Source organism: Azospirillum sp. 11R-A, assembly GCF_049472615.1.
Lineage (GTDB): Bacteria > Pseudomonadota > Alphaproteobacteria > Azospirillales > Azospirillaceae > Azospirillum > Azospirillum palustre.
This window is the reverse complement of sequence record NZ_JBCEBL010000003.1, coordinates 362,961-375,589: the sequence shown is the minus strand read 5'-3', so window position 1 is coordinate 375,589 and position 12,629 is coordinate 362,961. Positions and strand designations below refer to the sequence as shown.

General features: G+C 68.8%; 14 protein-coding genes. 11 read left to right on the top strand and 3 right to left on the bottom strand.

What is annotated here, in order from left to right:
• Nucleotides 1-115: 115 nt before the first annotated feature.
• A complete protein-coding gene (gene dapD / locus VH569_RS07495; RefSeq protein WP_109047290.1) occupies nucleotides 116-958 on the bottom strand; it encodes a 2,3,4,5-tetrahydropyridine-2,6-dicarboxylate N-succinyltransferase in 843 nt (280 codons plus the stop codon).
• A gap of 122 nt (nucleotides 959-1,080) precedes the next feature.
• Nucleotides 1,081-1,836 carry a pyrimidine 5'-nucleotidase gene (locus tag VH569_RS07490; protein ID WP_423314765.1) on the bottom strand — a complete coding sequence of 252 codons (756 nt, stop codon included), beginning with the start codon at nucleotides 1,834-1,836 and terminating at the stop codon, nucleotides 1,081-1,083.
• A 235-nt stretch (nucleotides 1,837-2,071) separates the two neighbouring features.
• Here VH569_RS07490 and VH569_RS07485 point away from each other — a divergent pair, with 235 nt between their 5' ends.
• From VH569_RS07485 to VH569_RS07470, 4 genes are all read left to right on the top strand, one after another.
• On the top strand, nucleotides 2,072-3,799 hold the full coding sequence (locus VH569_RS07485; RefSeq protein ID WP_423314764.1) for a sensor domain-containing diguanylate cyclase: 1,728 nt from the start codon (nucleotides 2,072-2,074) through the stop codon (nucleotides 3,797-3,799).
• The gene (locus VH569_RS07480) at nucleotides 3,796-5,124 is read left to right on the top strand and encodes a DUF2336 domain-containing protein (protein WP_423314763.1); all 1,329 of its coding nucleotides are present in this window, start codon (nucleotides 3,796-3,798) and stop codon (nucleotides 5,122-5,124) included. Before VH569_RS07485 ends, VH569_RS07480 begins: the two co-directional genes overlap by 4 nt.
• A 31-nt stretch (nucleotides 5,125-5,155) precedes the next feature.
• Nucleotides 5,156-5,788, top strand: coding sequence for a hypothetical protein (locus tag VH569_RS07475; RefSeq protein WP_423314762.1), 633 nt, complete (start codon nucleotides 5,156-5,158; stop codon nucleotides 5,786-5,788).
• A gap of 146 nt (nucleotides 5,789-5,934) precedes the next feature.
• Nucleotides 5,935-6,579: a hypothetical protein gene (locus VH569_RS07470; RefSeq protein ID WP_423314761.1), complete on the top strand. Its 645-nt coding sequence runs from the start codon at nucleotides 5,935-5,937 to the stop codon at nucleotides 6,577-6,579.
• 25 nt (nucleotides 6,580-6,604) lie between these two features.
• Here the strand turns inward: VH569_RS07470 and VH569_RS07465 are convergent, their stop codons facing one another.
• A complete protein-coding gene (locus tag VH569_RS07465) occupies nucleotides 6,605-7,957 on the bottom strand; it encodes a pentapeptide repeat-containing protein (protein WP_423314760.1) in 1,353 nt (450 codons plus the stop codon).
• A gap of 333 nt (nucleotides 7,958-8,290) precedes the next feature.
• Here VH569_RS07465 and ffh point away from each other — a divergent pair, with 333 nt between their 5' ends.
• From ffh to rnpA, 7 genes are all read left to right on the top strand, one after another.
• Complete coding sequence (ffh, locus tag VH569_RS07460; RefSeq protein WP_098741150.1) at nucleotides 8,291-9,676, top strand: signal recognition particle protein; 1,386 nt, start codon at nucleotides 8,291-8,293, stop codon at nucleotides 9,674-9,676.
• A 61-nt stretch (nucleotides 9,677-9,737) separates the two neighbouring features.
• Nucleotides 9,738-10,094: a 30S ribosomal protein S16 gene (gene rpsP / locus VH569_RS07455; protein ID WP_063633821.1), complete on the top strand. Its 357-nt coding sequence runs from the start codon at nucleotides 9,738-9,740 to the stop codon at nucleotides 10,092-10,094.
• A gap of 64 nt (nucleotides 10,095-10,158) precedes the next feature.
• Nucleotides 10,159-10,740 carry a ribosome maturation factor RimM gene (rimM, locus tag VH569_RS07450; protein WP_423314759.1) on the top strand — a complete coding sequence of 194 codons (582 nt, stop codon included), beginning with the start codon at nucleotides 10,159-10,161 and terminating at the stop codon, nucleotides 10,738-10,740.
• Nucleotides 10,741-10,799: 59 nt separating this feature from the next.
• On the top strand, nucleotides 10,800-11,546 hold the full coding sequence (gene trmD, locus VH569_RS07445; protein WP_423314805.1) for a tRNA (guanosine(37)-N1)-methyltransferase TrmD: 747 nt from the start codon (nucleotides 10,800-10,802) through the stop codon (nucleotides 11,544-11,546).
• 41 nt (nucleotides 11,547-11,587) lie between these two features.
• Complete coding sequence (gene rplS, locus VH569_RS07440) at nucleotides 11,588-11,983, top strand: 50S ribosomal protein L19 (protein WP_098740539.1); 396 nt, start codon at nucleotides 11,588-11,590, stop codon at nucleotides 11,981-11,983.
• A 101-nt stretch (nucleotides 11,984-12,084) separates the two neighbouring features.
• Nucleotides 12,085-12,219: a 50S ribosomal protein L34 gene (gene rpmH, locus VH569_RS07435; protein WP_098740538.1), complete on the top strand. Its 135-nt coding sequence runs from the start codon at nucleotides 12,085-12,087 to the stop codon at nucleotides 12,217-12,219.
• Nucleotides 12,220-12,227: 8 nt separating this feature from the next.
• Nucleotides 12,228-12,614: a ribonuclease P protein component gene (gene rnpA / locus VH569_RS07430; protein ID WP_098740537.1), complete on the top strand. Its 387-nt coding sequence runs from the start codon at nucleotides 12,228-12,230 to the stop codon at nucleotides 12,612-12,614.
• Nucleotides 12,615-12,629: the final 15 nt, after the last annotated feature.

Below are 12,629 nucleotides of genomic sequence, written 5' to 3'. Positions count from 1 at the left end.
GCCTCCGCCGGTCGTCATCCCCGCGAAGGCGGGGATCCAGGTGCAGGGGCCGGAGTGCTGTATGCGACGCCTGGACCCCCGCCTTCGCGGGGGTGACGCTGGACCTGCTGTCGGATCAATCCCGCAGCAGGTCGTTGATCGCGGTCTTGGAGCGGGTCTTCTCGTCGACGCGCTTGATGATGACGCAGCAGTACAGGCTCGGGCCCGGGGTGCCGTCGGGCAGCGGCTTGCCGGGGAGCGAGCCGGGGACGACGACCGAATAGGCCGGGACGCGGCCCATGAAGATCTCGCCGGTGTGGCGGTCGATGATCTTGGTCGAGGCGCCGATGTAGCAGCCCATGGAGATGACCGCACCTTCCTCGACGATCACGCCCTCGACGATCTCCGAGCGGGCACCGATGAAGCAGTTGTCTTCGATGATGACCGGATCGGCCTGCAACGGCTCCAGCACGCCGCCGATGCCGACGCCGCCCGACAGGTGGACGTTCTTGCCGATCTGGGCGCAGGAGCCGACGGTGACCCAGGTGTCGACCATGGTGCCGCTGTCGACATAGGCGCCGACATTGACGAAGCTCGGCATCAGGATGACGCCGGGGGCGACGTAGGACGACTTGCGGGCGATGGCGCCGGGCAGGGCGCGGAAGCCGGCGTTCTGGAACTGGCCTTCGCTCCAGCCCTCGAACTTCGGCGGCACCTTGTCGTACCAGGAGGAGCCGCCGGGGCCGCCGGGGATCATCTCGTTGGCGTTCAGGCGGAAGGACAGCAGAACCGCCTTCTTCAGCCACTGGTTGACCTTCCAGCCGTCCGCGGTCTTCTCCGCGACGCGCAGGTCGCCGGCGTCCAGCGCGTCGAGCGCCGAATTCACGGCGTCGCGGACCGAACCGGTGGTGGCGGTGGTGAGATCGGCGCGGTTTTCCCAGGCGGCGTCGATGATGGCTTGCAGGCTGGCGTGGCTCATGGCGCGGTCGTTCTGCTGTCGATTGTCCAAGGGACGGCACCATGGAGCCGCATCGCGGCCCCTGTCAACCATACCCGCGGCCGGCATCGGCCGGTTTGCGACAAAGCCCCCGAACTCCTCCCTTAAACCCCCGCCACCGCGGCCAGCCAGGAGGGCAGGTCGTCGACGGTGTGGTCGATGTGGACCCCGGCGCCGACGCCGGCCTTCTCGTACTCCTTCTCGCCGCGGACCCAGACGGTGGTCATGCCCAGCGCGTGGGCGGGGGCGAGGTTGCGGGCGATGTCCTCCACCATGCAGGCGTCGGCCGGATCGACGCCGTGGCGTTCCACCAGCGTGACATAGGGGCGGGGATCGGGCTTCGGCACGAAGCCGCCGGCGGCGATGTCGAACACCGCGTCGAACCGGTCGAGGATGCCGAGTCGGCCGGCAACGTTCTCGGCATGGCGGACCGAGCCGTTGGTGTAGATGATCTTGCGGCCGGGCAGCCGCGCCAGCGCGTCGGCCAGCAGGGCGGAGGGTTGGACCCCGGTCACGTCGATGTCGTGGACATAGTCCATGTAGGCGACCGGATCGACGTCATGCTCCATCATCAAGCCGCGCAGCGTGGTGCCGTATTCGCGGAAGAAGTGCTTCTGCCGCACCCGCGCCTCGTCCATCCCGATGTTGAAATGGGCGGCGATGAACTCGTTGATCCGGAGGTCGACCTGGGCGAACAGGTTGCAGGACGCCGGATAGAGCGTGTTGTCGAGGTCGAAGATCCACACGGCGCGGTCGCGCAGGGCGGCGAGGGGATCGGTCGCGGGGCCGGACGTGGAGTCGGTCGTGGAACTGGGCGCCGGTGCGGCGGCCTTGTCCTGGGGGGAGGTCGGGACGGTCATCCCCCAAGAATGGGGCCGCCGCCAGCCGGCCGCAAGGCGCTTCACATGGTCGCAGGCGCGCAGCCGCCCTTTGGCCAAGCCGCCGCTATGGGGAGTTCCCCGCGTCGTTGGTTGATTGAAGATTAACCCCTAAAGAGGTAGCATGGACCAGACCTTGTAATGGTTTACAGCCAAAGGTTTCCGCTCCGCCTGCCTCGTGGCCCGCAAGCCTCGTGGATTGCCCTCTGGGATTGCCGTGGACCTTCTTCTGACCACCGGTACCTTCGCCACCGCTTCCGCCTCCACCGGCGGCCAGACCGGCCCCGTGACGCTGGTCGCGCTGTATCCCGGCCCGGCCCTGCGGCTGGATTCGGCGCTGGCCGTCGCCGAAGCGAATGCCGAGGCGGAAGACATGATGGACAGCGATCCGCGCTGGCTGCCGGAGCTGCGCAACTGGCTGTCGGCGTCCAGCGTGGCGCCGGGGCTGCGGTCGGTGCCGGTGGAATCGCTGCGCGGGATCATGATCGTCGAATGGGCCGGCGTGCCGCTGCCCGACGGCGGGTTCCTGCTGCTGGGCCGCGACGACACGCTGGAGCGCCAGCTGCGCCACACGCTGACCGAATCGCGGCGGCGCTACAAGGATCTGGTGGAGGTCTCCTCCGACTTCGCCTGGGAGACCGGGCCGGACGGCACCTTCGTCTTCGTCAGCCACAAGGGCGCGCTGGGCTATCCCGCCGACGCGCTGATCGGCCGCGACCCGCGCAGCCTGGCGCTGGAGGAGGCGGAAGACCTGCCGATGCCGTTCGACTGCCGCCGGGCGATCGACCAGACCGAGCTGTGGCTGAAGAGCGCCGACGGCACGCAGGCCTGCGTCGTCGCCTCCGCCCTGCCGCTGTTCGGGGTGCAGGGCGACTGGATCGGCGCCCGCGGCGTCTGCCGCGATGTGACCGAGCAGGTGCTGCGCTCCAACGAGCTGGCGCGCATCCGGAACCGCGAACGGCTGCTCGGCCACATCGTCCACACCCTGCGCGACCGGCTCGACGCCGCGGAAGCGCTGGCCGTTGCCGCGACCGAAACGGCGCGGGCGCTCAGCGCCGACGGCTGCCGCATCTATCGGGCGGAGGAGGGCGCCGCCGGCGGCCGTGTCGTCCTGTCGCTGGTTGCGGAGTTCGGGGCGAAATTGCCGGAGGTCGGCACCGCCCTGCTCGACCGCATCGCCAACAACGAAGGGCTGGTGACCGACCGGCTGGGCGACGTGCAGCTGATCGGCGAGCGGACGGAGTACCGGCAGGCGGCGAACGGTGCGCTGCTGGTCTGGCGTACCGGCGATTCGGAGCCGTGGGACGAGGACGACCGCCATCTGATGTCGGGCGTGGCCGACCATATCGGCATCGCGCACGCCCATCTCGCCTACCAGGAGCGGCTGCGCCGCCTGTCGGAGCGCGACGGGCTGACCGGCCTGTTCAACCGCCGCACCTTCTTCGAACGGCTGGAGGAATCGATCTCCCGGCCGGACAGCGGACCGTCGGCCCTGCTCTATGTCGACCTCGACAATTTCAAGGCGGTCAACGACCTGCACGGCCACCAGCAGGGCGATGCCGTGCTGAAGGCCATCGGCACGCTGCTGAGCACCGGGGTGCGGCCGGGCGACCTGCCGGGCCGGTTGGGCGGTGACGAGTTCGTGCTGTGGCTGGGCCGCACCGACGAGGCGAAGGCCCGCATCGTCGCCGAACGGCTGCTGAACGGCATGCGCGATCTGGCCCACCTGTCGGCCAGTCCTGAAAAACCGCTGGGCCTGTCGATCGGCATTGCCGTCCACACCCCCGGCCGCGGCGAATCGGTGCGGGAGTTGACCGACCGGTCCGATGCCGCCATGTACGACGCCAAGAAGAGCGGCAAGGGCCATTTCGCCCTGGCCCCTGCCTATCGGGCGGCCGCTCAGCCACCCTCCTCCGATGTTTCCGCCGCGGAGCCCATCCCGTGACCCCGCCTGCCAATCCGCGTCCCGAGACCCTCGACCCCGCCGACTACGAATCCGCCAAGCGGATGGTGCAGAGCGAAGATCCGGCGGTTCGCCGGAAGGTCGCCGAACATCCCAAGACCCGGCCGGAGCTGCTGTATTTCCTTGCCGCCGATGCCGCGGCCGAGGTGCGGCGCGCCATCGCCACCAATGCCGGCACCCCGCGGCAGGCCGACCTGCTGCTGGCCAAGGACCGCGAGGTCATGGTGCGGCAGGCGGTGGCGCGCAAGATCGCCCGCCTGCTGCCGGAGCTGTCGGCCGACCAGGCGATGCAGATCGAACGGCTGACAGTGGAATGCCTGGAAACGCTGGCCCGCGATCAGGCGACGGAGGTGCGCGGCATCCTGGCCGAAGCGCTGAAGGACCTGCCCAACGCCCCGCACGGCGTGATCAACCGGCTGGCCCGCGACGTCGAGCTGTCGGTCTGCGGGCCCGTGTTGCAGCATTCGCCGATCCTCACCGAGGAGGATCTGACCGATATCATCATGAAGGGGCCGGTGCGCGGCGCGATGACCGCCATCGCCAGCCGGCACAATGTCAGCGCCTCCGTCGCCGACGCCATCGCGCGTTCGGACGACGAGGCGGCGGTGACGGCGCTGCTCGGCAACCCGTCGGCCCAGATCCGCGAAGAGACGCTCGACCGCATCCTCGATCAGGCGCCGCAGCACGAGCCCTGGCATTCGCCGCTGGTCCGCCGCCCGCGGCTGCCGGCCCGCGCGGTGGCGCGGCTGGCCAGCTTCGTCGCCGACAATCTGCTGAAGGTCCTGCAGGACCGCGACGACCTCGATCCGGCTGCCGCGCGCGGGCTGGTGGAGGCGGTGCGCCAGCGGGTGGGGCAGGCGGCGGGCGGCGCGGCACCCGGCCTGCCGCTCGGCCCTGTCGATTTCGGCGAGGAGGCGGTCGGCGGCGCCGCCGGGCCGGAGAAGCCGGTCGAACGCCCCAGCGACAAGGCGGCACGCCTGAACAAGGAAGGCAAGCTGACCGAGAAGCTGATCGAGGGCTCGATGGTGGAGGGCGACCGCGGCTTCGTCATGGCCGCCCTGGCGGAGCTTTCGCAGATTCCGTTGCCGGTGGTGGACCGCATCGTTGCCACCCATGCGCCGCGCGCCGTCACCGCCCTGGTCTGGCGCGCCGGGCTGACCATGCGCTTCGCCCGGCAGGTGCAGTTGCGGCTCGCCCAGATTCCGCCAAAAACAGCGCTTAATGCTCGGGACGGCACGCACTATCCGATGACCGATGAAGAGATGCGCTGGCAGCTCGAATTTTTCGGTGTCGAGGAGAAGGCGTGACGTTTTCCTCTGTTTTCGGGTTCCCTCCGGTATGCGTGTCGCCTTTCTCGCCTTCTTCGTCGTCCTGATCGCCGCCGCCACCAGCTTCGCCGCCCCACCGCGCGAAACGCCGGAGGAGCGCGAGGTCGCCGCCACCTTCGACGCCGCCCGCACGGCGCTGTCCGAGAAGCGCGGATCGGCGGTGATCCCGCTGCTCACCCGCAATTCGGTCAAGGCGCTGGAGTCGGTGCGCGACGCCGCCCGCCAGCCCGGCGATGCGCCCCTGCAACGGCTGGAGCCGGCGGAGCGCTTCGCCGCCATGGGGCTGCGCCGCTATCTCGGCCCGGCGGAATTGCGGCGCATGTCGGTCGGCGACATCGCCAACCATGCGCTGAAAGCCGGCTGGCTCGGACCCAACGTCATCTCCCGCAGCGCGCTGGGGCCGGTGCGGGTCAAGGGCGACCGGGCGTCGGGCCTGCTGATGGTCGACAACCGGCCGGCGCTGGTCCCTGCCGATTTCGTCCGCGAGGGCGGGGCGTGGCGCATCGACCTCGCCAGCGTCTTCACCTTCGGCAGCCAGATGCTGAAGGGTTTCGCCGCCATGGCCGGCAAGGACGAGACCGCCTATATCGGCGAACTGCTCGACCGGCTGCCGGCCAAGCCCGGGGCGATGAAGGCGCAGTGATCCAGAAGCGGATCCTCACATCCCCGTCATCCACCCACTTTTATCCAGCCTCATTTATCCCTGGGCCCGCATCCATCGGTGCGATTGCGGCGACTCCGGCGATTGCGTAGACTCGCGCCCGCTTCCACCAAGTGTTGGCGCCGACGATGACCGCACCGGAAGAGACCGTTTCCTCACCCACCCCCGGCCGGGCCGTGCCCTGCGGCGCCCGTTTCCGTGCCGCCGTTCTGGAGCTTGCCGCCGCCCGCGGGGCAGGGGTGCCGATGCTTGTCGCCGCCGCCCTGCTGCTGGCGCCGAAGGCGGGAGCCGATCCTGGCCTGCACGATCCGGAGGGAGAGGCGCTGCTGGAGGTCGGGGAGACCGACGCCAGCGACGCTGCGATCCGCAAGGCGCTGGCCGCCGCCCTGGCGCTTGCCGATCCCGGCGCCCGCATCCTGCCGGGCGAGGATGTCCGCCGGCTCGAAGCCGCGGTGGAGACGCTGGGCTACCGCAACAAGACGCTGGCCCACGCGCTGCAACGCCTGTCCTTCCAGCCGCTCGACGGCCGCATCACGCATGTGCGCGACGCCGCCCAGCTGTTCGGCTTCGTCAATGAATGGTGCTTCGACGAGGATCAGGTGCGGCGGCGCTTCCGCGAACTGGCGCCGGTCTATCACCCGGACACCGGCATCGTCGCCTGTCGCGAGCGGATGGGCCAGCTGATCGACGCCCGCAACCTGCTGGTTCACCATGTCCGCAGCGTCTACGGCTCCGGCGACTGGATGGCCCGGCGGGGCGGGCCTTCCGCCTGAGAAATCGGAGCCCTGAACCGACCGCTCAGCTGGCCAGTCCGATCGCCTCCTCGACGATCGCCTGGTCCATCGTGGCGCCGTCCAGCACCGCACCGGTCAGGTCGGCGCCGGTCAGGTCGGCCTCGCTGAGGTTGGCGCCGGTCAGGTCGGCCCCGGCGAGATTGGCACCGGAAAGATTGGCCTTGCGCAGGTCGGCCTTGCACAGCAGCGCCATGCCGAGCCGGGCGCGTTGCAGGTTGGCCCGCCAGACATGGCCGCTCATCGTCTGGATATGGACGGGGCCGAGCTGGGCGCCGGTCAGGTTGGCGCCGGTCAGGGTGGCGCGTTCGAAATTCACCCCGCGCAGATCGGCCTTCGACAGGTCGGCCTTGCGCAGGTCGGCCAGCGACATGTCGGCTATCGCCATCGACGCGCCGGACAGGTTGGCGCCGCGCAACGCGATGCATTGCAGGATCGCCGCCGACAGGTTGATGCCGTCTAGCTTGCGCCCCGACAGGTCCAGCGCCGACAGGTCGGCGCGCTTGCCGGCCTTGCCGCCGCTGTCGATCCAGCTCAGATGCTCCATCAGCATTTCGCGCAGATCGTCTTCCGGGTTCTCCAGCGTCTTGGCCAGCACCGCCGCCTGCAGGTTGGGCGAGCGCATCTGCGCCGCGTCCAGAATGGCGCCGATCAGCGTGGCGCCGCTGAAATTGGTGCGGTTGATGGCGCAGCCGGTCATCACCGCCCCGGACAGCCGGGCGCCCGACAGGTTCGCCTCGGTCAGGTCGGCGTCGGTCAGGTCGCAGCCGGTCAGGTTGGAGCCGGTCAGGTTGGCGCGCATGAACTTGGTACCGCGCAGGACGGCGTCGGTCAGGTCGGTCTGCATGACGAAGGCGTTGGCGATCTTGGCCCGCGACAGGTCGGCGCCGCGGATGGTCGCCGCCGTCAGTTCCGACGTCAGGACGGAATCCTCATACTCGTGGGCGTACATCTCGCCGCTGGAGTCGTAATGCAGCAGCGTGCCGTCGCGCAGGTCGACCTCCACCAGCGTCGCCTCGCTCAGCACGGCACCGCGCAGGCAGGCGCCGCGCAGGTCGGCCCGGCGCAGATCGGCCTTCTCCAGGTTGGCGAGCCGCAGGTCGGCGGCATAGAGGTTGGCGTTGGCGAGGTTGGCGCCGGTCAGCCGGGCGCTGAACAGCTTCGCCCCCGACAGGTCGGCGTCCGACAGGTCGATGCCGGAGAGATCGAGATGCGACAGGTCGCGCATCTTCAGGTTGGCGCGCACGCCGCCGGGCTGGCTTTTGCGGAATGCCTGGTGTCGCAACAGGATCGCGTTGAGCTGGCTCTGGGTCAGCTTGGTTCGCGGGCTGTTGGACCCAAAGCCCTGGGCGGACGACATCGCCGGCATACCTTCTCTATTTGATGACTCATAATCCGAAAGAGTCGCCAAAATTTGGTTAAGGGTTGATGGCTTGTGACAAGCTTGGGGCCGATAACCGCCACCGGGCAAGGCAGACGTAAGGACGACGGCAAAAGACCGACTGCGACGGTTGACTCGGCCTGCCGGCTTCTCTATGGTCCGCCGACCTGTCTTCCGCAAAGTCGATAGACCGGGTACCCCGGCCCAACGCCGGGTATCTCCGCCAGTCCGCGAAATTCGCGCACTGGCGCTTTCGTGCTTGTGCGGGTGGCGGCTCTGACGCTGGACCCGGAACTGGGGAACGAGTATCGCATGTTCGAAGGCCTGACCGGACGCCTGGGCGACATCTTCGACAAGCTGCGCCGCCGTGGCGCGCTGACCGAGGAGGACGTCTCCGCCGCACTGCGCGAAGTTCGCGTGGCGTTGCTGGAGGCTGACGTCGCCCTGCCCGTCGTCAAGCAGTTCGTCACCCAGGTGAAGGAACGCGCCGTCGGGCAGGAGGTGCTGAAGTCGGTCACCCCCGGCCAGCAGGTCATCAAGATCGTCCACGACAATCTCGTGGAGATGCTGGGCGAAGGCGCCGAGATCAACCTGAACGCCGCCGCTCCGGTGCCGATCCTGATGGTCGGTCTCCAGGGCTCGGGCAAGACCACCAGCACCGCCAAGATCGCGCTGCGCCTGAAGACGAAGGACCGCAAGAAGGTCCTGATGGCCTCGCTGGACGTCCGCCGTCCGGCCGCCCAGGAGCAGCTGAAGGTTCTCGGCGAGCAGACCGGCGTCGCCACGCTGCCGATCGTGCCGGGCCAGGACCCGGTCGCCATCGCCAAGCGCGCCATCGAGACCGGCCGTCTCGAAGGCTACGACGTCGTCATGCTCGACACCGCCGGCCGCCTCGCCATCGACGAGGAGCTGATGGCGGAGGTCGCGGCGGTCCGCGACGCGACGAAGCCGGTGGAAACCCTGCTGGTCGCCGACGCGATGACCGGCCAGGACGCCGTCACCGTCGCCACCAATTTCAACGACAAGGTCGGCATCACCGGCATCGTGCTGACCCGCATCGACGGCGACGCGCGTGGCGGTGCCGCCCTGTCGATGCGCCAGATCACCGGCAAGCCGATCAAGCTGCTGGGCGTCGGCGAGAAGATCGACGCGCTGGAGCCCTTCCATCCCGACCGCATCGCCGGCCGAATCCTCGGCATGGGCGACGTGGTGTCGCTGGTGGAGAAGGCTGTCGAGACCATCGACAAGGACGAGGCCGAAAAGCTCGCCCGCAAGATGGAGAAGGGCCAGGGCTTCGACCTCGACGACATGGCGATGCAGCTGAAGCAGCTCCGCAAGATGGGCGGCATGTCCGGCCTGATGGGAATGCTGCCGGGCATCGGCAAGATCAAGGACCAGCTGAAGGACGCCAACGTCGACGACGGGATGATCAAGCGCCAGGAGGCGATCATCTCCTCGATGACCAAGGCGGAGCGCAAGAACCCCGACCTTATCAAGGCTTCGCGCCGCAAGCGCATCGCCGCCGGTTCCGGCACCTCGGTGCAGGAGGTCAACAAGCTGCTGAAGCAGTTCGAGACCATGCGCGGAATGATGAAGCAGGTGCAGAAGCTTGGGAAGAAGGGGATGCTGCGCGGCGGCCTCGGAAACCTGCTGCCGAAGGGACTCGGCGGCTTTGGCGGGAAGGGGCCTTTCGGCTGACCTGACCGCCTCTCGAAATCACCCGATACCTGTTTGACTTGAGAAGAGAAAGTTTCGACCAATGGCTTTGAAGATTCGTCTGGCTCGCGGTGGTGCGAAGAAGCGTCCGTTCTACTCGATCGTCATCGCGGACGCCCGCAGCCCGCGTGACGGCCGCTTCATCGAGAAGATCGGCACCTACAACCCGATGCTGCCGCGCGAGCATGAGCAGCGCATCATCCTGAACGCCGAGCGCGCCAAGCATTGGCTGTCGGTCGGCGCCCAGCCGACGGACCGCGTCGTTCACTTCCTGGCCAATGCCGGCCTGGTCGAGAAGCCCGCCGTCCGCGAGACCCCGAAGAAGTCGGCTCCGAAGGCCAAGGCGCAGGAGCGTCTGAAGGCCGAGGCCGCCGCTGCCGCGGCTGCCGCCGAGGGCTGAGGTTGAGGGTGGGCCATCTGGCCCGCAGGGTTGAGGTCGTGACGACGTGCCGGGTGCTCCTTCGATGACCGCCAAAATCTGTGTCGGCCAGTTCGCGGGATCGCACGGTGTGCGGGGGCTGGTGAAGCTTCGCAGCTTCACCGCTGAACCCGCCGACGTCATGACCTACGGCCCGCTGTCGGACGAGGCGGGGACCCGCCGGTTCACGGTGACGCTCCAGGGCATGGTCAAGGACAACTTCCTGGCCAAGGTCGACGGGGTGACCAGCCGCGAACAGGCGCAGGCCCTGGCAGGTGTGCGGCTCTACGTGGACCGTGGCGCCCTGCCGGCGACGGAGGACGAGGACGAGTTCTACCATGCCGATCTGATTGGCCTGCGTGCGGAACTCGCCGACGGGACCGTCTATGGCACGGTGAAGGCGATCTACGACTTCGGCGCCGGCGACGTGCTGGAGATCAGGACCGCAGGCGGGCCGCTGGAGATGCTTCCCTTCTCCAAGGCCTGCGTGCCGGTGGTCGATGTCCGGGGCGGTCGCATCGTCGTCGACCTTCCCGCCGTGATCGAGGCCCGCGAGGGTTCCGGTGACGAGGCGGAGGAGGCCGGGGGTGAAGAGGACGGAGACCGGAGCGGGGAGGAGGGGCCGTGAATCACGGCGCCGACGGTCCGCGGGTCTGGACGGCCAAGGTTCTGACGCTGTTCCCGGAAATGTTTCCGGGGCCTCTCGGCCACTCGCTGGCGGGCAAGGCGTTGGAAAATGGAGTCTGGGCGCTGGAATCGGTGGACATTCGCTCGTTCGCGCGCGATAAACACCGCTCCGTCGACGAGACCCCCTTCGGCGGAGGGGCCGGCATGGTCATGCGGCCCGACGTGCTGGACGCGGCTTTGACTGCGACGGCGGGACCTGTGGGGGCACCGGGACGCGGCCGGGCGATCTATCTGTCGCCTCGCGGACGGGTGCTGAACCAGGAGCTGGTCAAGGAGCTGGCCGCCACCCCGGTGGTGACGCTGCTCTGCGGCCGGTACGAAGGGGTGGACCAGAGGGTCCTCGATGCGCACGGCCTCGAAGAGGTCAGCCTCGGGGATTTCGTGCTGTCCGGCGGGGAACTCGCCGCGCTCAGCCTGATGGATGCCGTGGTGCGCTTGCTCCCCGGCGTCATGGGCAACATTGAGACGGCGGGCGAAGAGAGTTTCGAACGGGGGTTGCTCGAATACCCCCACTACACCCGGCCGGCGGTCTGGACCGACGGGCAGGGTGTGGAGCGCGCGGTGCCGGAGGTTCTGCTGTCCGGTCACCATGGGAAGGTCAAGGCCTGGCGGCTGGCCGAGGCGGAGAAGATCACGGAGGCCCGACGGCCGGACCTGTGGTCGCTCTACCAGGCAAGCCGTCCGGCAGTAACTGTTACGAACAAGGGTCGGCGGCAGGCTCGCCGGCGCGACCCGAAACCGGAGTGACGGTCCGCCGCGAGGCGCGCCGATAGAAAAGGGGTAGTGCTATGAACCTGTTGCAGCAGCTCGAGCAGGAGCAGATCGAGAAGGCCCTCGGTGGCAAGACGATCCCGGAGTTCTCCTCGGGCGATACCGTCCGCGTGAACGTGAAGGTCGTCGAGGGCACGCGCGAGCGCGTCCAGGCCTATGAGGGCGTCGTGATCGCCCGCAAGAACGCCGGCGTGAACTCCTCGTTCACCGTCCGCAAGATCAGCTACGGCGAGGGCGTGGAGCGCGTGTTCCCGCTGTACTCCCCGCGCATCGACTCGATCGAGCTGGTCCGCAGGGGCGCCGTCCGTCGCGCCAAGCTGTACTATCTGCGCGATCTGCGCGGCAAGGCCGCCCGCATCTCCGAGCGCACCAGCGGCCGCGGCATGGTCAACGGCCGCCGGGCTGCCGAGTAAGGCGCCTTTCGGTTCGGTTCAGGTTCATAGATCCGGCGCCCGGCCGATCGGCTGGGCGTCTTCTTCCCGTCACCATCAGAAAAGCTTAAGGAGTAGGCGCCATGAAGCGCACGTTCCAGCCGTCCAAAATCGTGCGTAAGCGTCGCCACGGCTTCCGCCACCGCATGTCGACTGTCGGCGGCCGCAAGGTGATCGCCCGCCGCCGCGCCCGCGGCCGCAAGGTTCTGAGCGCCTGATCCCCGCTATGGCGGCGCCGGGCCACGAGGTCGGGCGCCTGATGCGGCGGCCGGAGTTTCTGGCCGTGGCCGGGACACGGCGAAAGCATGTGGCTCCCGGCCTGATCCTCCAGGTGCGCCGGCACGACGACAAGCAGCGGCCCGCCGAAGGCGGTCCGCCTATCCGTCTCGGTTTGACGGCGAGCCGCAAGGTCGGCAACGCGGTGGTGCGCAATCGCGCCCGCCGCCGTTTGCGTGAGGCCGCGCGGCAGATTCTGACCGTTCATGCGGCGCCCGGCCACGACTTCGTGCTGGTCGCCCGCGGCGGCACGGCCGAACGGCCGTGGACCGACCTGCTCGGCGACCTTGCCGCCGGGCTGAAGCGCCTCGGCCTGTGGCGCGAGGCGGAAGGGTAGGAGGCTCGCGACGTC

Coding starts and splice junctions, on each gene's coding strand:
- dapD (WP_109047290.1), bottom strand. CDS start 958: ATGAGCCACGCCAGCCTGCAAGCCATCATCGACGCCGCCTGGGAAAAC.
- VH569_RS07490 (WP_423314765.1), bottom strand. CDS start 1,836: ATGACCGTCCCGACCTCCCCCCAGGACAAGGCCGCCGCACCGGCGCCC.
- VH569_RS07475 (WP_423314762.1), top strand. CDS start 5,156: ATGCGTGTCGCCTTTCTCGCCTTCTTCGTCGTCCTGATCGCCGCCGCC.
- VH569_RS07470 (WP_423314761.1), top strand. CDS start 5,935: ATGACCGCACCGGAAGAGACCGTTTCCTCACCCACCCCCGGCCGGGCC.
- VH569_RS07465 (WP_423314760.1), bottom strand. CDS start 7,957: ATGTCGTCCGCCCAGGGCTTTGGGTCCAACAGCCCGCGAACCAAGCTG.
- ffh (WP_098741150.1), top strand. CDS start 8,291: ATGTTCGAAGGCCTGACCGGACGCCTGGGCGACATCTTCGACAAGCTG.
- rpsP (WP_063633821.1), top strand. CDS start 9,738: ATGGCTTTGAAGATTCGTCTGGCTCGCGGTGGTGCGAAGAAGCGTCCG.
- rimM (WP_423314759.1), top strand. CDS start 10,159: ATGACCGCCAAAATCTGTGTCGGCCAGTTCGCGGGATCGCACGGTGTG.
- trmD (WP_423314805.1), top strand. CDS start 10,800: ATGTTTCCGGGGCCTCTCGGCCACTCGCTGGCGGGCAAGGCGTTGGAA.
- rplS (WP_098740539.1), top strand. CDS start 11,588: ATGAACCTGTTGCAGCAGCTCGAGCAGGAGCAGATCGAGAAGGCCCTC.
- rpmH (WP_098740538.1), top strand. CDS start 12,085: ATGAAGCGCACGTTCCAGCCGTCCAAAATCGTGCGTAAGCGTCGCCAC.
- rnpA (WP_098740537.1), top strand. CDS start 12,228: ATGGCGGCGCCGGGCCACGAGGTCGGGCGCCTGATGCGGCGGCCGGAG.